The organism is Erythrobacter sp. JB3-1 (genome assembly GCF_057364995.1).
The window spans coordinates 2,167,313-2,185,501 of sequence record NZ_CP200289.1; the positions used below are offsets into that span (position 1 = coordinate 2,167,313).

The 18,189-nt window shown below is 58.8% G+C and carries 19 protein-coding genes and 1 pseudogene; 12 read left to right on the top strand and 8 right to left on the bottom strand.

The features are described 5' to 3' along the window. Nucleotides 1–4 precede the first annotated feature (4 nt). Both AC0V6M_RS10215 and AC0V6M_RS10220 read right to left on the bottom strand, forming a co-directional pair. A complete protein-coding gene (locus tag AC0V6M_RS10215) occupies nt 5–1,345 on the bottom strand; it encodes a peptidylprolyl isomerase (protein WP_486138700.1) in 1,341 nt (446 codons plus the stop codon). A 215-nt stretch (nt 1,346–1,560) separates the two neighbouring features. Next, nucleotides 1,561–3,781: pseudogene (locus AC0V6M_RS10220) on the bottom strand (LPS-assembly protein LptD). A gap of 209 nt (nt 3,782–3,990) precedes the next feature. Here AC0V6M_RS10220 and AC0V6M_RS10225 point away from each other — a divergent pair. The 5 genes from AC0V6M_RS10225 (at nt 3,991) to ndk (ending at nt 7,288) form a co-directional block, all read left to right on the top strand. Further along, nucleotides 3,991–5,451 carry a leucyl aminopeptidase gene (locus AC0V6M_RS10225; protein WP_486138701.1) on the top strand — a complete coding sequence of 487 codons (1,461 nt, stop codon included), beginning with the start codon at nt 3,991–3,993 and terminating at the stop codon, nt 5,449–5,451. Between the two features lie 20 nt (nt 5,452–5,471). Further along, nucleotides 5,472–5,609 carry a DUF2256 domain-containing protein gene (locus AC0V6M_RS10230; RefSeq protein WP_472642700.1) on the top strand — a complete coding sequence of 46 codons (138 nt, stop codon included), beginning with the start codon at nt 5,472–5,474 and terminating at the stop codon, nt 5,607–5,609. A gap of 101 nt (nt 5,610–5,710) precedes the next feature. Then, nucleotides 5,711–6,145 carry a DNA polymerase III subunit chi gene (locus AC0V6M_RS10235; protein WP_486138702.1) on the top strand — a complete coding sequence of 145 codons (435 nt, stop codon included), beginning with the start codon at nt 5,711–5,713 and terminating at the stop codon, nt 6,143–6,145. A 57-nt stretch (nt 6,146–6,202) separates the two neighbouring features. Then, on the top strand, nt 6,203–6,703 hold the full coding sequence (locus AC0V6M_RS10240; RefSeq protein ID WP_486138703.1) for a hypothetical protein: 501 nt from the start codon (nt 6,203–6,205) through the stop codon (nt 6,701–6,703). 162 nt (nt 6,704–6,865) lie between these two features. Next, nucleotides 6,866–7,288: a nucleoside-diphosphate kinase gene (gene ndk / locus AC0V6M_RS10245; protein WP_486138704.1), complete on the top strand. Its 423-nt coding sequence runs from the start codon at nt 6,866–6,868 to the stop codon at nt 7,286–7,288. Between the two features lie 63 nt (nt 7,289–7,351). Here the strand turns inward: ndk and AC0V6M_RS10250 are convergent, their stop codons facing one another. Genes AC0V6M_RS10250 through purM form a run of 3 tightly spaced genes read right to left on the bottom strand, consistent with a single transcriptional unit; the run spans nt 7,352 to nt 10,628 of the window. Then, entirely contained in the window at nt 7,352–8,560 is a 1,209-nt protein-coding gene (locus tag AC0V6M_RS10250; protein ID WP_486138705.1) for a sulfotransferase family protein, read from the bottom strand. 12 nt (nt 8,561–8,572) lie between these two features. Continuing rightward, the gene (purN, locus tag AC0V6M_RS10255; protein ID WP_486138706.1) at nt 8,573–9,538 is read right to left on the bottom strand and encodes a phosphoribosylglycinamide formyltransferase; all 966 of its coding nucleotides are present in this window, start codon (nt 9,536–9,538) and stop codon (nt 8,573–8,575) included. Continuing rightward, nucleotides 9,531–10,628, bottom strand: coding sequence for a phosphoribosylformylglycinamidine cyclo-ligase (gene purM / locus AC0V6M_RS10260; RefSeq protein WP_486138707.1), 1,098 nt, complete (start codon nt 10,626–10,628; stop codon nt 9,531–9,533). The genes purN and purM overlap by 8 nt, the downstream gene beginning before the upstream one ends. Nucleotides 10,629–10,697: 69 nt before the next feature. On the opposite strand from purM, the gene AC0V6M_RS10265 reads away from it, so the two are divergent. The 5 genes from AC0V6M_RS10265 to AC0V6M_RS10285 are packed head-to-tail and all read left to right on the top strand — an operon-like array spanning nt 10,698 to nt 13,756. Further along, nucleotides 10,698–11,999, top strand: coding sequence for a heavy-metal-associated domain-containing protein (locus AC0V6M_RS10265; protein WP_486138708.1), 1,302 nt, complete (start codon nt 10,698–10,700; stop codon nt 11,997–11,999). 22 nt (nt 12,000–12,021) lie between these two features. Continuing rightward, nucleotides 12,022–12,417 (top strand): hypothetical protein, encoded by a 396-nt coding sequence (locus AC0V6M_RS10270; RefSeq protein WP_486138709.1) that lies wholly within the window; start codon nt 12,022–12,024, stop codon nt 12,415–12,417. After that, a complete protein-coding gene (locus AC0V6M_RS10275) occupies nt 12,402–12,629 on the top strand; it encodes a hypothetical protein (protein WP_486138710.1) in 228 nt (75 codons plus the stop codon). The genes AC0V6M_RS10270 and AC0V6M_RS10275 overlap by 16 nt, the downstream gene beginning before the upstream one ends. Before the next feature lie 42 nt (nt 12,630–12,671). Continuing rightward, the gene (gene epsC, locus AC0V6M_RS10280; RefSeq protein WP_486138711.1) at nt 12,672–13,400 is read left to right on the top strand and encodes a serine O-acetyltransferase EpsC; all 729 of its coding nucleotides are present in this window, start codon (nt 12,672–12,674) and stop codon (nt 13,398–13,400) included. Further along, nucleotides 13,397–13,756 (top strand): DUF2794 domain-containing protein, encoded by a 360-nt coding sequence (locus AC0V6M_RS10285; RefSeq protein ID WP_486138712.1) that lies wholly within the window; start codon nt 13,397–13,399, stop codon nt 13,754–13,756. Before epsC ends, AC0V6M_RS10285 begins: the two co-directional genes overlap by 4 nt. Before the next feature lie 9 nt (nt 13,757–13,765). On the opposite strand, the gene AC0V6M_RS10290 is transcribed toward AC0V6M_RS10285, so the two are convergent. From AC0V6M_RS10290 to AC0V6M_RS10300, 3 genes are all read right to left on the bottom strand, one after another. Next, nucleotides 13,766–14,407 (bottom strand): DUF4328 domain-containing protein, encoded by a 642-nt coding sequence (locus tag AC0V6M_RS10290; RefSeq protein WP_486138713.1) that lies wholly within the window; start codon nt 14,405–14,407, stop codon nt 13,766–13,768. A gap of 215 nt (nt 14,408–14,622) precedes the next feature. Next, a complete protein-coding gene (locus tag AC0V6M_RS10295; protein ID WP_472645667.1) occupies nt 14,623–15,552 on the bottom strand; it encodes an SDR family NAD(P)-dependent oxidoreductase in 930 nt (309 codons plus the stop codon). Nucleotides 15,553–15,690: 138 nt separating this feature from the next. Next, nucleotides 15,691–16,374 (bottom strand): HAD-IA family hydrolase, encoded by a 684-nt coding sequence (locus AC0V6M_RS10300; RefSeq protein WP_486138714.1) that lies wholly within the window; start codon nt 16,372–16,374, stop codon nt 15,691–15,693. Nucleotides 16,375–16,465: 91 nt separating this feature from the next. Between AC0V6M_RS10300 and glmU the strand changes: the two genes are divergently transcribed. Both glmU and AC0V6M_RS10310 read left to right on the top strand, forming a co-directional pair. Then, nucleotides 16,466–17,824: a bifunctional UDP-N-acetylglucosamine diphosphorylase/glucosamine-1-phosphate N-acetyltransferase GlmU gene (glmU, locus tag AC0V6M_RS10305; protein WP_486138715.1), complete on the top strand. Its 1,359-nt coding sequence runs from the start codon at nt 16,466–16,468 to the stop codon at nt 17,822–17,824. Then, nucleotides 17,821–18,096 carry an HNH endonuclease gene (locus AC0V6M_RS10310; RefSeq protein WP_486138716.1) on the top strand — a complete coding sequence of 92 codons (276 nt, stop codon included), beginning with the start codon at nt 17,821–17,823 and terminating at the stop codon, nt 18,094–18,096. Before glmU ends, AC0V6M_RS10310 begins: the two co-directional genes overlap by 4 nt. Nucleotides 18,097–18,189 lie beyond the last annotated feature (93 nt).

Genomic DNA, 18,189 nt, shown 5'->3' on the forward strand with positions numbered 1-18,189 from the left:
ATGCTCAGTTGTATTCGATGTAGGCGTCGTTGCGCAGATCCCGCAGGTATCGCTGCGCACGCTTGTTGATGCGCTCTTCCTCAATCTGGTTCATCACGGATTGAACGGTCGGGCTGCCCGCAACCTGCGGATCATCACGACCGCACAGCATCAGGACGCGCACGCCCTCTGTGATTGAACCGAATGGCGGTGTAGACTGGCCGACTTGCAGGTTGAGAATGATGTTCTGCAACTGCTGAGGCAGTTGGCGGGCAGGGATCTGCTCATTGGAAACCACCGAAGCGCCCAGAACGTCGCGCGCCGATTCTGCATCCGCACAGCCGCGCAGACCTTGAACGAATGTGCCGAATTGCTCGACCCGGCCCGCGGCCTGTTCTTCGGTCGTGCCCGGCTCAAAAGTGATCGAGATTTGCTTGAGGCTGAGCAGCGCCTCCAATGGATCGGCGGTCAGAACCTGACGCTTCTCGATCAGATATATGATTGTGAAACCGCCCGGGATTTCAAGCGGTCCAACTAGCTGGCCGGGCTGCATCTGCTGCGCTGCTTCGGCCATTGGGCCGGGCAGTGTGCCAAGGCGTAGGAAGCCAGTGTCGCCGCCCACAACGGCTGTGGTCGCTTCGGAATATTGGCGCGCATAGGCAACAAAGCTGCCGCCTTGCTGCAATTGTTCGACAATCCGCTGCGCGTTCTGGCGCACGGCTTCGCGATTTTCTGAGGTGGCGGACATGTAAATCTCGCCAAGACGATATTCATCTGTGCCGCGATCCGCCTCGAGGCGTTCCAGCACTTCGCGTGCTTCTTCCTCGGACACATTGATGAAAGCCGTGACGTTGCGGCTCAGCACCCGCTGCCAAGCCAATTCGCCCGTGATCTGACGCTTCAATGATGCAGGCGAGGAGCCGATGCTGCGCAGATAAGTGTCCATCGCGCTTGGGTCTTGGCCAAAGTTCTGTGCGGCCAATTGCGCATAGGTCTGGTTCACCTCGGCAGGGTCAACTGGCAGTTCGAGCTTGGCTGCTTCCTGAATCTGCAGTGTTTCATCAATCAGATTGCGCAAAACCTGACGCCGCAGGCGCGCGAGCTCTTCTTCTGACACCTGACTTTCAGCCGCTGCCGTGACCAGAGCCACGCGCTGATCAATGTCCGTGCCGGTGATGACAAAGTCGTTCACGATGGCGGTCGCTGTGCGCATATTTGGGTTGGAGCTGCCAAAAATGGTCACGCTGTCAGGGATGCCGAACGGGTTGGCTGGTGCGGCAGCTTGCGCGAGCAGGGTAGCCGGCGCTGCTGCAAGACCTGCCAAAGCCGCCGGAGCGATGAGTTTTGACCAAAATTTGCGTGTCACGTGTAAATCCCGATTGTAATCTAAATGTGTTTTGGTTTCCGCAGCTTACGCCTTTGTAAGTCTTGCCGCGCAACCATCTGTCTCGCTTGGTGCCAGCTTATGGCTTAACCATCGCTGAGCGCAATTGCGCGCTGAGCACCGCGTCCTCCTATATTCGGGCCGAATAGCCGCTTTTTCGCGCTGTGCCAACGGCTTCGGCGCACTCCTCAACGGACTTACCTAAACCCGAGGTTTCTGAGGCTGAAAAACAGTTGGAATGTGTTCCCGCGCGCCGCGTCGCCGGCGGTGATGAAATCGCGCCGCCAGGTTAGGCCAAACTCTAGCTGCTCATCTTGATAGGCGACGCCCAAGCGGGTGCGGATCGGTTCAAACCCATCGGGCGAGAAGGTTGGGTCCTCGTCTTCGTTGGTGAGGTTGAACACGCCAGAGCCGAACACCGACCATCTGCGGTCAATCGCAACGCGCACGGCCGCGCGGGCTTCCTCGCGGTCTTGCAAGTCCTCAAGGTCCTGAATGTCGCGGTCGAGCCGCAGATAGCCAAGCTCCACATAGGTGCGCTGGCTGCCGATAGTCGTGTCGACCTCGTTACGCCGGATCGCAAGATTGTCTTTATCGAGCCGGTAGCGGTGGGTGAACTTCACAAAGTCGCGGAACCGGACCTCGGTGCGTCCGACTAAGTCGGAGACGCGCTCGGACAAGCCAGTGCCATCCGGGAAGATTTCGCGCGCAGCATCAAAGCGGTAAGACTGGCCGATGGTGGATTTGATCCGCCAACCGGGTCGTTGCAGCTCCCAGTCAACACCCCAGGTGACGCGAACACCGTCTTCGACCCGGTCATAGCCGGGAAAGCGGTTGAGCGCGAAGAGGTTGGAATCCTCCAAATCGATCGCGCGCGAATCCTCATTGGGAACGGCCAGATTGCGGATCGGCGGGCTCGCGACCACTTGAACGCGTGGTTTTAGCACTTGCGTGCCGCCGAAGGCTTCGCCGACAAAAGGCCATTCCACATCAACCGCTGCAATCGCGATCGCCCGCGCGGTCCAACCGGGATTGCCGCGATAAATCTCGGTCGAGGTGAGTAAGGTCTGATCGGTGTGATAGACATCGCCGCGAGCAAGTGCGCTCAGCGTGACGACTTGGCCAAGGTTGGTGAGCCGCCGCAAATCCCACCGCGCTCCGGCAAAGGCGCGCTGCGTGTCTTGCCCATCTTTGCGCAGCAGGTTGAGAGAGTTGAACTGCAATTCCAGCTCCCCCGGCAATCGGATCAGCAATCCGGCGGCGGTAATCAATCGCTGGCAGAGCAACAGGCACCTGCCCTTGATCCGCGCCAATGCGCAGAGTCTGCGTCGCCCAGCCGGCGATGGAGAGGTAGGAATCGTTGTCGATCCGCTCCAGATTGATTGTTGAGCGCAGCCGGTCATCGCGGCTGAGGTCGTAGCGGCGCAGGAAAGTGCGGTCACTAGCAAGCCGGATCGAACCCGTCAGACTCCATTCGGGTGAGAACTGAAATTTCCCATTCGCATCCAAGTAGCCGCGCGGATCACTGGAGCTCGCCAGCGTTCCGTCATTGCCCACAATCCGGCGAGAATGCGTCGCATAGCCAGTGATCTGATACGCGCCTTTGTCGGTCAGGTGACGCCATTCCGCCGACACCATGGGCGCAACGTCGGTGTAGACGAACCCGCCCAGCGTCAGGTCTCTGTTCTCGTCGATCCGCCAATAGTATTCGGTCGACAGCTCCAGGCCGTTGCTTTGCGAGATGCGTACATCTGGCACCAAAAAACCCGATACCGACTGGCCATCGGTGCGGATCGCAAGGCCAGGCAGGGGAAGGATGCGCGCGCCAAACAATTCGAGCACGGCGCCGCGAAAGCGGACCCTCGTATCTTCAGGGTCGTATGTCACCCGGTCAGCGGTAATGCGCCAGCTAGGGTTGTTGGCGCAGTCTTCCTGATCGGCCAGCGCGCACGCTGTGTAGGCCGCATCGCTCAGTACGATAGTGCCGTCATCCCCGCGCTCACCAGATCGCGCGGCCAGACGTCCGCCAGCCCTCAATGCCAGCAGTAGGTCCTCCATCGCGCCCGCTTCAAATGTGTCGGTTAACTCGACGCTTTCGGTGAACAGCCGGTTGCCGCTTTCATCAACCAAGCGCACGTTTCCGTTGGCGAGGATTGTCCCGGCACTGCGGTTCCAGCGCACTTCGTCAGCTCGGACTGAGCGATCATCGCTCCGTAAGACAACATTTCCACGCGCGGTAACAACGTCGGCGGTGTTATCATAGGCGAGCTCATCGGCCTCAAAGTCGATGCGATCACCCGTTTCAGAAGTCTGCGATTCCAGTGTATCGGCTTCCGTGACCTGCTGAATAGGTTGTGGCGGCGGAACGGTCTGGGCAAACAATGGCGCAGACAATGACAACGGGCCCGCCAGCAGCATAGCAATCGCTGCTGGACGCATCCGGCATACCACCTGTGTTGAAGCTGCGGCGCGGACGCCGTACCTGAAACCTCCCGACATGGCTTGCCTATCGCACCGCTCACGCCTAATCGCAATCGCCATTCGGCCACCTGTCGACCATAGCTTTCGCTTGGCGGCCAAACTGGCTCAAATTCCGGCTTTGGCCGGAGGCACAACCCGGAGTTGTTATGCAAATCGAATTCAGCGCCCAATCCCCATCCGACGTTCGCTTGATTGCTCGCATTGTTAATCAGGGCGATTCTCTAAGCGACCTTGATGCAGCATTGGCTGATGGCGCACATGCGGCTCGTTTCGCTGGGCGTGCTGGCCAGGTTTTTGAAGGCTTTGCGATGGATGATGGCTCGCTGCGCCGTGTTGCACTGTCGGGAGCGGGCGAAGCATCAGCCGAGGCGCGCCGCATGAATGTTGAGCGCGCGGGCGCTGCGCTGGTCGCGAAATACCTGACCTCGGGCGAGACCGAGATGGTGCTCGATCTGGGCCATGCGGATTTGTCCGGCGAAGAGGCTGCCGCTGTTCTGCTCGCGACGCGGCTGCGCGCATGGCGGCATGACAAATACCGCACGACGCTGGCGGAGGAAAAGAAAGCGACCCTGAAAAAGGTCACAATTATCAATGCGCCTCAAGGCACAGAGGCAGCCTGGGTGGCGGCAGAGGCGCTGGCCAAGGGCACCGAATTCACGCGCAAGCTCGTCGCAGAGCCCGCCAATGTGCTTTATCCAGAGAGCTTTGTTACTCTTTGTGAGGAGGCTTTTGCAGGCTCTGGCGCTGAACTAACCGTACTGGACGAGGCCGAGATGACAAAGCTCGGCATGGGCGCATTGCTCGGCGTCGGCCAGGGTTCAGAGCGCGAATCGCGTATTCTCGCTATCCGCTGGAATGGCGGCAAAGAAGGTGAAAAGCCAACCGTGTTCGTCGGCAAAGGCGTGACCTTCGACACCGGCGGTATCTCGCTGAAGCCGCCGGGCGGCATGGAAGATATGAAATGGGATATGGGCGGCGCTGGCGCGGTTGCTGGCGGCATGCTGTCCCTGGTTAGCCGCAAGGCGAAAGCCAATGTGATCGGCGTGCTGGGCCTCGTAGAAAACATGCCCGACGGAAAAGCTCAGCGTCCCGGCGATGTTGTGACCACGATGAACGGTCAGACGGTTGAGGTGATCAACACCGATGCGGAAGGGCGTCTAGTCCTTTGCGATGCGCTGCATTGGGCGCAGGAAGAGTACAATCCTGCGCAGATCGTGGATTTTGCGACGCTGACCGGGGCGATGATCATCTCGCTTGGTCACGAGCATGGCGGCGTCTTTGCGAATGACGATGCGCTGGCTGACAAGCTGCTTGCAGCGGGCAAGAACAGCGGTGACAAGCTGTGGCGCATGCCGATTGGCCCGGCTTACGACAAGCTGATCGACAGCCCGATTGCCGACATCAAGAATGTGGGCCCGCGTCCCGCGGGTTCGATCACGGCGGCGCAATTTCTTCACCGCTTTATTAAAAAGGGCACGCCGTGGGCGCACTGCGACATTGCCGGCATGGTCTGGGCGGATAAGCCTGGTCACAGCTGGGATAAAGGCGCAACTGGCTATGGCGCGCGTCTGATCGATCAGTTCGTGGCAGATAATCTCGAGGGATAGGAGCGCGGCCCATCCCAAAAATGCGCAAGAAATCTGATCTGCCGAGCAAGATCTGCGCGAGTTGCGGCCTCCCATTTACTTGGCGCAAGAAATGGGAGCGCGACTGGGATAATGTGCTCTATTGTTCGGAACGTTGTAAACGTTCCAAAGTGAAGTAGCTCAGCCACCCACGCCCTCCACCCTACCACCTGAATGGTATCCGAAAATATTCCGGGTGGTAGGGTGGAGGGCGTGGGTGGTTTAGCCTAGAGCAAGACTCATGAAAGTCGATTTTTGGCAGCTATCGCGTGACCCCGTCGAAAAGGTTGTGGCGCTGATCGCCGGGCGCGTGCTCGGCTCTGATGAGCGCCTGTTGGTGGTGGCGGAGGATGCTCATCGCCGCCAAGAAATTTCGCGCGGGCTTTGGAAGGCTGGGCCGGACAGCTTCCTCGCTAATGGCGAAGCATCGGGCGAGGGTGCAGAGCGGCAACCCATCCTGCTATCAGACAAGTGTGAAGCCCCGAACAGCGCCAGCCACGTTGTGTTCGCCGATGGTGAATGGCGCGATCCAGCGGGCTTTGAACGCGCGTTTCTGCTGTTTGATGAAAGCAGCCTCGAAGCCGCGCGGGCCACATGGCGCTCGCTTGATGGCGCAGAGGGACTAGAGCGTTCATTCTTCCGCCAGGACGATGGCAAATGGGTGAAGGTCGCCTGAGCGCTTGCTTTGAGCGCAGGCTCAGCAGATGGTGCGCGGCACACAAAGGAGATCACAATGCGCCGTTCCGTTCTAGTGCTTGCAAGCACTTTGCTGCTGTCCGCTTGCGGTTCTGACGCTTCAGGTGATCAGGCGGAGGCCTCTGGCGAATACGCAATTGATGCAGAGACCGGTGAGACGCGCATGGCAATCGAGACGGAGAACGGATCTTCGACGGTGCGCTCCGGTGAAAATGTGCCGGTCGAGCTGCCCGATGGCTTTTCGGTCTATCCCGGTGCGGCGGTGATCAACAACACCAATTTCAAAGATGCGCAGACCTATGGCTCGATGCTGGTAATGGAGACGCAGGACAGCCCTGAAGAAGTGGCAGCGTTCTATCGCAAGCAGGCTGAGGACGCAGGCATTCCGATCGAGTTTGAGATGGAATCCGACGGCGCGCAGATATTGGGCGGTAAAGACGGCACAGGCCGCACGATTACGCTCAACGCAACGCCCGAAGCTGACGCTACGATGGCTCAGTTTCTTGTAGGGTTTGATCCTGCGATGGCTGGCGATTGAACGCAATTCTCGCAGCAGCGCAGTCATAACTGGCAAGAGCAGGGTTGCAGCTTAGCTGCGGCGCGGCTAGGGCGCGCGCCAGAAATCACACTGTGAAATTTCGTTTCTCACCCTAATTCCAGCGGATCATAACTGACTGCTCTTATATCAAGGAAATTCATCATGGCGGTTACCCGCACTTTTTCTATCATCAAGCCTGACGCAACCCGCCGCAACCTAACCGGTGCGGTCACCGCCATGCTCGAAGGCGCTGGCCTTCGCGTTGTCGCATCCAAGCGTATCCACATGAGCCGCGAGCAGGCCGAAGGTTTCTACGCCGTTCATTCAGAGCGTCCGTTCTTCGGCGAACTCGTTGAGTTCATGATGAGCGAACCTGTGGTCGTACAAGTGCTCGAAGGCGAAGACGCCGTGAAGCGTAACCGCGACATCATGGGCGCAACCAACCCAGCAGAAGCCGACGCGGGCACAATCCGTGAGGAGCACGCGCTCTCAATCGGTGAAAACACCGTCCATGGTTCGGACAGCGACGAGAATGCGAAGATCGAAATCGACTTCTTCTTCAGCGCAGACGAAATCGTCGGCTAATTCTTAGCCGACAATGGCTGAACAAAGAGGGCTGCTCCGCGAGGGGCGGCCTTTTTTGTGCGCTCAATCCTTGGGTGCCTGAGTGAAAGCAGCCATTTGACCAGCATGGGCCGTGTGATGTCCGCCTTCATTGCTCGCCATTTCGCGCTGCATTGCAAGCAGCGCTTCGCCCGATAGCTCAATGCCAAGCGCCTGATAGGTCCGCGCGATTTCGCGCTCCCAATCATCGCCAAGGGCGGCGAATTGCAAATGCGCGATCGGGCCATCCCAGTTTTCAAGCGCTTCTTTCATCCGGGCATCGCGTAGGTCGAGCTTGCGCTGCCATTCTTGTTCGATCCAATCGAGGTCACAATTGTCGCATTGGATGGCCATTTGATTGGCGACGATAGAGACGGCGCTGCGCAGCACGTCCTCGCTATCGCGCTGAGCGACAACCAGTCTGGCATCCGGAAACTCTGCCAGCAATGATGGCAAATCCTCGGAGAACTGCGGCACTTTCATCACCCGTGGGCGGTCCGCGATATTGCGGTGCGCTGCGTCTGTTCGCAGGATGCGGGCAAATTCGCGGTAGACCGGGCCAGCCTCGCGTGCTTCACTCCATGCGCTGTAGCTCGGGATATGCCACTGCGTTTGATAGGTTGAATGGTTGAGCGCGCAAGCCAGCCAGCCTAGTTCTTCTTCAACCCGGCCAGAACTCATTGGGTGCAGGGCATCAATCCAAGGGTTCAGCCGCCGCGCAATCGTGAGGTTGAGACCGCCCCAAAGGCGGCGGGCATGTAGTCTGCTCGGCACAGGGTGCCGGCTGTCGCAAAACCGGGTGGAGGAATGCGCCGGATCGGCGGCGAGCAGGCGGTGCACACGGGTGGTGCCGGATCGCATGTGACCGATAATGATGATCGGCGGCGCGAGCGCGGTTTCAGTGAGTGCAGGCTTAGCCGACCACAATGCTCCGAATTGCAGGCGCTGTTTTATCACGCGCATCAATTGGCCGTGCGCCATTGCTCGGCCGAGCGGGTTGAGATCCGCCTCTGCAACCACGCTTGTAGTCAGCTTTTCAAGTCTCAGTCGGAAGTCAGCTACATCTTCCTCGTCGCGGCCTGCGCGCTCATATGCGTCCGCATTCTCGCCGAAGCTCTTGGCTGCAATGCTCCACAATTCATCCGCCTCGATTGCGGGTTCCGGCAACCAACCTTTGGACCACGCCCGGCCCAAAAAGGCGCTGGAGCGGTCGACCAATCGGGTGCGATCAAGCGGGGACGTGCGCGGCGGCATAATTGCGGCTGGCTAAAACATGTCCGCTGCGTCTTGCAGCTTCGTAAGTCGGGCAGGAGTAACTGAGCGCCGGCTGCGCGTGAGCCAATCAGACACGCTTTCCCAGTCGATATCCGCCCGGTTGAGGATCACGCCGACCCAGCCGCTTGCGCCGTAGAACGCTGGCTTGTAGTAAGCCTCTGGCTGAGCTTCAACGAGGTCCATCAGCTCGTCCATTCCGCTGGTTTTGACGAGCAATGCGATATGCTCGCTGCCGTGGTGGCGGTCGCTGAAATAAGCGAAATACTTGCCGGATTTCTCGCTGCCGACCCGAAAGCCCGGGGAGCCATGGCTCTCGCGCTCATGCGTCTCGGGCAGGGCCAAGGCCAGCGCGCGGACCCGCCCAAACAGATAGGCTGGATCATTACCGCGTGACACATAATCGCTCACCGCGCGAGGGTAGAGCTGATGCTCGGCGAGCTTCACCTTTTCGGCCAATGTGTCCGATGTTTCGTCCGGTGCGATCCGAACTTTGACTTGGGCGAGCACCTCGCCAGCATCGAGCTCTGGCACGACCAGATGCACACTTGCCCCGCCATGGCTGTCGCATGCTTCGATTGCGCGGGCATGGGTGTCGAGCCCCTTGTACTTGGGGAGTAGGGAAGGGTGGATATTGATCAGCCGGCCCAGCCAGCGGGTCACAAATTCATCCGAGAGAATCCGCATATAGCCAGCGAGCACGATATAGTCTGCGCCAGCTTCGCGAACTGCGTCTTCCATCGCGGCGTCATGGCTCTCGCGGCTGTGGCCCTTATGCGAATGGACGAATGTGGAGATGCCCTCGAGCTCTGCGAGCTTCAGCCCTTCCGCATCCGCTTTGTTGCTGGCAACCAGAATGATATCAAAGGCGGAGCCGGGGAGCCTACTGGCATAGAGCAATGCGGCCATATTGGTGCCGGTGCCCGAGATGAAGACCGCAATTTTGGCCTTTTCAGCCACTATGCGTCGCGTCCCAATCTGCGGTGGCTGACCATACGCCCGCAGCGCCAATGACAGTGCATCCGCGCGGACCGCCAGCAATTTCGCCGATGTTCAGCACTGTTTCGCCAGCGGCCTCGAGGCGTTTGGTCACATCCTCTACATCATCTGGGTCTACCGACAGAACCATGCCCACGCCGCAATTGAATGTGCGCGCCATTTCGGCTGGCTCAATGTGACCTTGCGCTTGCAAGAAAGCCATCAGGCGAGGTTGAGGCCAGTTTGCGGCATCAACCATCGCATGTGCGCCCTCGGGCAGGATGCGCGGAATATTCTCCAGCAATCCGCCGCCGGTAATATGCGCAAGACCATTGATCAGCCCTTCGCGCACCAGCGGCAATAGGCTCGCCACATAAATGCGGGTCGGCTCAATCAATGCGTCAATCAGCAACCGTTCTTGATCAAAAATGGCCGGCCGATCGAGTTTCCATTCGAAGTCTTCGGCCAGCTTGCGCACCAGAGAATAGCCATTGGAGTGGACGCCTGAGCTCGCAAGGCCGAGCAGCACGTCGCCCGGTGCGACTTTCTCGCCCGTCAATTGCTCGCCGCGCTCAACTGCACCTACGCAGAATCCGGCAAGATCGTAATCGCCCGGTGCATACATGCCCGGCATCTCAGCGGTCTCGCCGCCGATTAGCGCGCAGCCCGCTTGCTTGCAGCCATCGGCTATGCCCGCGACGACACGCTCTGCAATGCCGTTCTCCAGCTTTCCGGCGGCGAAATAGTCCAGAAAAAGCAAAGGTTCCGCGCCCTGAACGATCAAATCGTTGACGCACATGGCGACCAGATCGATGCCAACCGTGTCATGGCGATCATGCTCAATCGCCAGCTTCAGCTTGGTCCCAACCCCATCATTGGCCGCAACCAATAAAGGGTCTTCGTAGCCAGCGGCCTTCGGGTCGAAAAAACCGCCGAAGCCGCCCAGTTCACTGGTGGCGCCGGGGCGCGCGGTCGACTTGGCCAAGGGGCCGATTGCTTTGACCAGAGCATTGCCGCCAGCGATCGAAACGCCAGCTTGCTCGTAAGTATATGGGGAGTTCTTGCCACTCATGGTGATCGTTTAGCCATTCGCGCTTGGAATTCCACTCGTCTTTCGGCAAAAGGCGCAAGCTTTTCCCCGATGAGAATGCTTTCTGCCTCGAACGGCCCTATGCCGACCGCTCAGCCAACGCGCTGGAACCGTGCCTTTTCAAGGGCTTTGGCGGTGATTGGCGTGTTCGCGCTGCTGAGCGTCGGATTGGCAATCGCTTTGGCTCAAGTGACGGGGAATCGCGGTATCGCGCCGACGGCCTCGTCGAGTGACATTGATGTGCGCGGCATCGAAGTCGATGTGAAGGGCGATACCGGCGAGGAAGCGCGCCAAGAGGCATGGAAGCGTGCGCAGCGGCTGGCTTGGGAAAAGGTCAACGGACCATCGGTCTCTGACAGCCAACTCAATGCGATGGTCTCTGCGATTGTTATCGAGCGCGAGCGGATCGGGCCAAAACGCTACATTGCGACCCTTGGCGTGATCTTTGATCGCCAGCGGGCAGGGCGCTACCTTGGCGGACAAGCGCAAAAGCGCAGCTCGGCCCCCATGCTGGTGATGCCGGTCTCTGTCTCAGGCGGGGCCTACACCGTCTTTGAAGTGCGCAATCCCTGGCAGCGGGCTTGGGCGGAATACAACCCGGGCACCAGCCGGATCGATTATGTCCGGCCCAGCGGCGCAGGCGGCGATTCGCTCCTGCTCAATTATGGTCAGGTCAGCCGCCGCAGCCGCGCGTGGTGGCGCGCCGTGCTCGATCAATACACCGCCGCCGATGTTCTGGTGCCAGTGGCGAAGCTGGAGCATCAATACCCTGGCGGGCCAATCGAAGGCACGTTTACGGCGCGTTATGGCCCCGACAGCACGTATCTCGACGGATTTTCGCTTACGGCGGAAAACTCAAGAGAGCTGCCCGCGATGCTGAGCCAAGCGGTTGAGCGCTTTGACGATATTTTTGAGCAAGCTTTGGTCGACGGAAAACTGCGACCCGATCCCACCCTGCGTCTTGGCGGCTCGGGCCAGGTTGACCCTGCATTGCAACGTCTCATCGAGATTGGCCGTGCGATCCGTGCTCGTGAGGCCGCGGCGGCGGCTCAGGCTGCGGATCCGGGGAGTGAGACAACGACGCCGACCGATGCGCCAACGCCTGAGGCTGCAGTGGTAAACAGTTTCGTCGTGCAGTTCGCAACGCCTGATGCGGCCAGCTTTGATGCGGCAATCGGCGCAGTTCGCGGCACCGGCGGCGTGCGCGGTACCGCCGTTTCCAGCACGGCGATTGGCGGTACGTCGGTTATGCGAGTGAGCTTCGGCGGTGATTTGAGCCAGCTTGCCGCTGCTCTGCGGGCGCGCGGCTTCACCGTGCGTCAAGGCGCAAACGCACTCGCCATCAGCCGTTAAAAGCGGCAAAGCTCGTTTTCAGATGTTACAAATCGCACTCCCGCTTGAGACGCGCAGTCGAGGCGATCCAGCCCGGATTATCGTTGGCAATGCCAATGCTGGCGTGGTGGAAGCCTTGTCTGACCCGTCCAGCCGGCCGTTCCATACAGCCGTGCTCACCGGGCCGCCGCGATCCGGCAAGAGCCTGATCGGGCGCTGGGCCTCGGCGCAGGGCATAACAGTCGTCGATGGGGCGGACGGCCAAGATGAAACCGAGTTGTTCCATCGTTGGAACGCGGCGCAGGAAAGCGGCGCTCCGCTACTGCTAATCGCCAATGCTCAACCTTGGAAGATCAAACTGCCGGACTTGCGCTCCAGGATGGGGGCTCGCTGCAGCTGGAAATTGGCGAACCGGACGATGCAATGGCGGGGGAACTGATCCATGCGATTGCGGAGCAGCGCAGCCTGTCATTGGCCGATGGCGCGTCAGAGTATTTGGTTCCGCGCGCCGTGCGCAGCTATGAAGCAATTGAGCGACTTGTCGTCGCAATTGATCGGATCAGCCTTGAACGTCAGGTGCCTGCCACCATGTCGGTTTGGCGTGACGCGCTGGAGGCAACGCATGGGCCAGAGCAACATCGGTTGCTGTGATGCGATTTGCAAAACCTGCGCGTTTGGCCGAAGGAGTAAGACATGTTTGATCGGCTGAAATCTTATTTGGACTCGGTCCATGCGCGCGATCCCGCTCCGCGATCTCGCTGGGAAATCCTATTATATCCAGGGGTTTCTGCGTTGTTCTTTCACCGGGTTGCCGGCTGGCTTTTCGATGCGAAATTGTATTTTCTCGCACGGCTCGTGAACCATTTTTCGCGGTTTTTGACGGCCATCGATATCCATCCCGGCGCGAAAATCGGGAAGAATTTCTTCATTGATCACGGCTTTACAGTGATCGGCGAAACAGCCGAAATCGGTGATAATGTGACGATTTATCAATGCGTCACCTTGGGCGGTACAAACCCGACAAATGGCGAGGGGGGCAAACGTCACCCGACCCTATGTGACAATGTAATCATTGGTTCAGGCGCGCAGATCATCGGGCCGATTACAGTGGGCAAGCGTGCCCGTGTCGGCGCGAACGCTGTGGTGACTGACGATGTGCCAGAGGGGGCGACTATGGTCGGCCTGAAGGCTCGCTCCACGCTGGTGCCGGCTGAAGAATGGATCAAAGAGTTTACGCCCTACGGTACGCCCAATTGCGAGGATGCCGAGGGCAACCGCGTCGATTGCATCGAGAAGCTTGAAGGCGAAATCGCGGCTTTGCGAGCAGAGATGAACGCGCTGAAGTCAGGCGTGCCGCTCCAAGATCAAGACGCGAATGAACCAGAGCCGGTTGCCAAGCGCAGCGGAACCGACCGCGCATGAGCGCAAGCACGGCACCGGGCGGTTCTGTTGTTGCCTTTCCTGGCCGCGCTCAGGGGCAAATTGGCTTTGAGCGCGAAGAATTGCAGCGCATCCTCGATCTCTACGGCCGCATGGTGGCCGCCGGAGAGTGGCGTGACTACGCGATGGATTTTGATAAAAACGCAGCAATCTTCTCAGCCTTTCGCCGAGCGGCTGAACGTCCACAGGCACGGATCGAGAAGCGACCGAGCCTGCGCAATAAGCAAGGGATGTGGACGCTCTTTGGCGAGCACGGCCAAACGCTCAAACGCGGGCATGATCTGGCGAATGTGCTTGCCCCGGTTGAACGGCGACTGGTAAAAGCGGTCGACGAATAGAGTGAGCCTTTAGGCAAAGACGTCTTGCACTCCGATTTCTTGCTCTTGAGCATCGGTGATCTCACGGATCATTCCTATGAGGTAGTAAGCGGACGCGATTGAGAGAATGCTGCTAACCACCCCCAGTATCAAGCTCACCTGATATGCTCCGGCATCGGCATTTAGTGATAGCCGCGTGCTTTGCCAGCCGATGATGTTTCCTATGATCCAGCAGCCCCACCAGACCTTTATATCAAAGGGCGCTTCGCCGCCAAAATCGTTGCTCAGGCCAAAGCTCGTATTCCATAGCTCTTTCATAGCCTGAAATGGTTTGAACAAGTTCGCGATCGGAATGAAATACCAACCGATCGCCCAGCCAGGCGAAAACTCCAAATCGCTATGCCCGGCGTCGATTAAATTGGAATGGGCGCAATGGATCCACATTGCCACGACAACAATGCAGCCAACAAGAATGGGTAATTGCGCAATGTAAAGAACTGCGAAAACTGCGGTTAGCGTGGACAGTTCCACCGCGTTCATGTCTATCACACTAGCAAGCTCAAGTGCCTCTCCAAGTAGATAAATCGCTGTCGCAAAAAGAAAGATATAGAGCGCAATGATCGTCCGCTGTTTTCGTGCGATGAGCGTCGTTATCCCGTTGTTGATTTCCATATTCACCCCCAATTTTACGGAGGTAATCTGTGTAAATTCAACCGAGTTAACAAGTGAGCTTTCGCAGTTATAGACCTCTTTAGGGAAACTGCCGAAGGCGATGCGAAATTGAAGCCCTAGTCGCCAAGATTGGTTGTTCGGTGTTCGAAACGCAGACAGCCCTCGCGCATTTCTACGCCAGGGCTGTCTTACTGTGAGATCAATTTTTTCGTAATTTAGCTGCGAGCGCTGCTTGGGCCAGTGCCAGTTACCTTTTGCATCGCTTTCAGAATTGCGCCTGATTGCTCATTCCCTGACTGCGGAGCAACCAGGTTTGAGAAATCGCTGATGTCGTCCCAGCGAGCGGCAAAGCCTTCGACGGTGCGCTCTTCATCTGTGAGCCACACGGCGTCGTTCATCACGGTCCATGCAGAGTGGAAGCCGCCAGCGCCAGCGCCGACGATGGCGTTGGTTGGTGCGTCTTCGCTGACCAGGAACAGAGCCGCTGGAACGACGCTTTCAGGCGCGAACAGCTTGAAGGCTTCTTCTGGGAAGAGGTCTTCGGTCATGCGAGTGCCGGCCACTGGTGACAGTGAGTTGCAGCGAATGTTGTACTTCGCGCCTTCGAGTTGCAGCGTCTTGGTGAGGCCAGCGAGGCCCAGCTTGGCCGCGCCGTAGTTGGCTTGGCCGAAGTTGCCGAACAGTCCAGTGGAGCTGGCGGTCATCAGAACGCGGCCATAGGCCTGCTCGCGGAAGGTTTCCCAGCATGCCTTGGTGACAAAAGCTGAGCCAGTGAGGTGCACTTTCAGAACGAACTCAAAATCGTCCGGGGTCATCTTAGCAAAAGTCTTGTCGCGCAGGACGCCGGCATTGTTGATGAGGACATGAACGCCGCCCCATTTTTGCTTGGTGTCGGCGACCATCTTTTCCATCTGGTCATATTCAGTGACGCTGCCGCCATTGGCCATCGCTTCGCCGCCGGCGGCTTCGATTTCAGCAACAACTTCAGCAGCGGCGTCCGAGGTGCCGGTGCCGTCGCGTGAACCGCCAAGGTCATTGACGACGACCTTCGCGCCGCGCTTTGCCAGCTCAAGCGCGTATGCCTTGCCCAGGCCTCCGCCTGCGCCGGTCACGATGGCTACCTTGTCTTTAAAATCGATGGTCATGGCTTGTATCTCCTGCGAGTGGTGTGGCGCGGTTTACGCGCGCGTAAAGTTTGTGTGGGCGCTGCGTGGCAGTTTCTCTGCTGCGATGCAACACCGCTGGGCTGGGATATCGCGTGCCGTAAGGGCAGGGTGAAGGACTTAGAGCGATTCCAAGGCAGAAATCAGGCCGTGGAACGAATCAATCACTGCATTTCCGCCCAATTCGTGGGCAGGTTTGTCGCAATAGCCATAGGCCGCGACGATCACTGGCACGCCAGCGGCCTTGGCTGCGGCGACATCGTAAGAGCTGTCGCCGACGAACGCGAAGGCAGACGAATTGCAGGCTTCTTTTGCGGCGAGCACAGGCTCTGGATGCGGTTTTGACAGATATGTGCCGTCTGCGCCTTTGCCCATGCTGTCACCGCCGATGATGGTCACAAAGCGTTCGGTGAGTCCCAGCGTACCCAGAATATTGGTGGCAAACTCCTCAAACTTATTGGTGACAACCGCCATTTTGACGCCGCGCGCAGCCAGTTCGTCTAGCGCTTCGATCACGCCGGGGTAAGGGCGCGAGTATACCGCGTTGTTCTCGGCGTAATAGCGCAGCATCGCCTTGTAGAGCTTTCGAAACTCTTCCTTTGGCAATCCGCCTTGCGCGTCGATGGCGCGCCCGAGCATGATCTTTGCGCCGCCGCCTATCAGGTCTTTTGAGCTATCCACCGGCACCGGATCAAACCCGCCCAGCTCCAGCGCGTGATTGACCGCTGTGCCCAAATCGCGAAACGTGTCTAGCAAGGTGCCATCAAGGTCGAAGCCTACGGCATCAAAGGGGAAATCTGTCATTAGGAGGCGGTTGGCCCAACGGACGTGAAATCGCAAGGTTTTGCGCGCGCACGGCTTCACTTCATGCAAGCAGACTTATAAGGGAGGCCGCATGACTGATTTTGCTGCCATCATCCTTGCTGCGGGCAAGGGAACCCGGATGAAATCCGACCTGCACAAAGTGCTTCACCCGATTGCCGGTCGGGCAATGCTCGACCATTTAATGACCTCGGTTGATGAGCTGAGCCCCGCGCGGCGCGTGGTCGTGGTTGGCGCTGGTAAGGAGCAAATCGAGGCCGCTGTGGCGGGCAGAGCCGACACCGCTTTGCAGGAGCCGCAGCACGGCACAGGCCATGCGGTGCAGCAGGCGCAGGCACCGCTAGACGGCTTCGACGGCGATGTGCTGGTGCTTTACGGTGATGTCCCCTTTGTGCGAGCGCAAACCATGCAGGCGATGCTGAAGCGGCTGCATCAGGATGATACGCCTGCGGTAGTGGTGCTGGGCTTTGAGCCGGAGGATGCGCTGCAATATGGCCGGGTGATCGCGGATGGCGACGGAGCGATCAGCAAGATGATCGAATTTAAAGATGCGAGCGATGCGGAGCGCGCGTGCCGGATGTGCAATTCTGGCCTGATGGCGGCGAGCGCCAAGGACATGTTTGCTCTGCTGGACCGGGTCGGCAATGACAATGCTCAGGGCGAATACTACCTCCCCGATATCGTTAATATTGCGATTGCTGATGGCCGGGTTTGCGCAGTGGTTGGCACCGATGATCCTGATGAAGTGGCGGGCATCAATTCGCGCAGCGAACTCGCCCAAGCAGAAGCGCGCTGGCAAGTGGCGCGCCGCGAACAGGCGATGGTCGATGGCGCCAGCCTTCGCGCGCCTGAGACGGTGTTCTTCAGCTATGACACTAAGCTGGGCCGCGATGTCACGATTGAGCCCAATGTCGTGTTTGGCCCCGGCGTTACTGTGGCGGACGGCGCGCATATCAAGGCGTTCAGCCACATTGAGGGCGCGTCTGTCGGGGGCAATGCTCAGGTCGGCCCATTTGCGCGGCTCCGGCCCGGTGCGGTGCTGGAAGAGGGCGCCTTTGTTGGCAATTTTGTCGAGATGAAGAAGGCGACGCTTGGGCCTGGCGCTAAGGCAAGCCACCTGACCTATCTTGGCGATGCGACCGTCGGCGCGGGCGCAAATATCGGCGCTGGCACGATCACCTGCAATTACGATGGCTATTTCAAATATCAGACCGTGATCGGCGAGCGCGCCTTTATCGGTTCAAACAGCGCCCTCATCGCGCCGGTTACCATTGGCGCCGACGCAATCGTTGCGGCGGGCAGCGCGGTTAGCCGTGATGTTGCCGACGGAGAGCTGCGCATGGTGCGGGCTGAGCAATTCGTGAAACCCGGCTGGGCCGACCGCTTTCACGACACGATGAAAAAGAAGAAGGCGGCCAAGAACAAGGGGTGAGTGAAGGCGAGGATCTCACTTGTTGGCTGTGCGAGCGTCCGTTTGGCACGCTGATCCAGTGGCATCACCCGGTTCCTAAATCGAAGAAGGGACGGGGCACCGTCCCAGTTCATCCGTTCTGCCACCGTGCGATCCATGCCAATTTCACCAATGCAGAGCTTGCCCGTATTGGCGACGAGGCGCCAACTATCCGTGCCCATCCCAAAGTGGGAAAATTCGTAAACTGGGTATCGAGCAAACCGCCCGATTTTTACGCACCAACCCGCCGGTAATGTTCGCCGTACCGGTTCGCCTAGTGTCGGTGCGTAGTGCCGGTGCCATCATGGTTAGAATTTCCTTAAGCAACTGGCACTATAGCCTTTAGG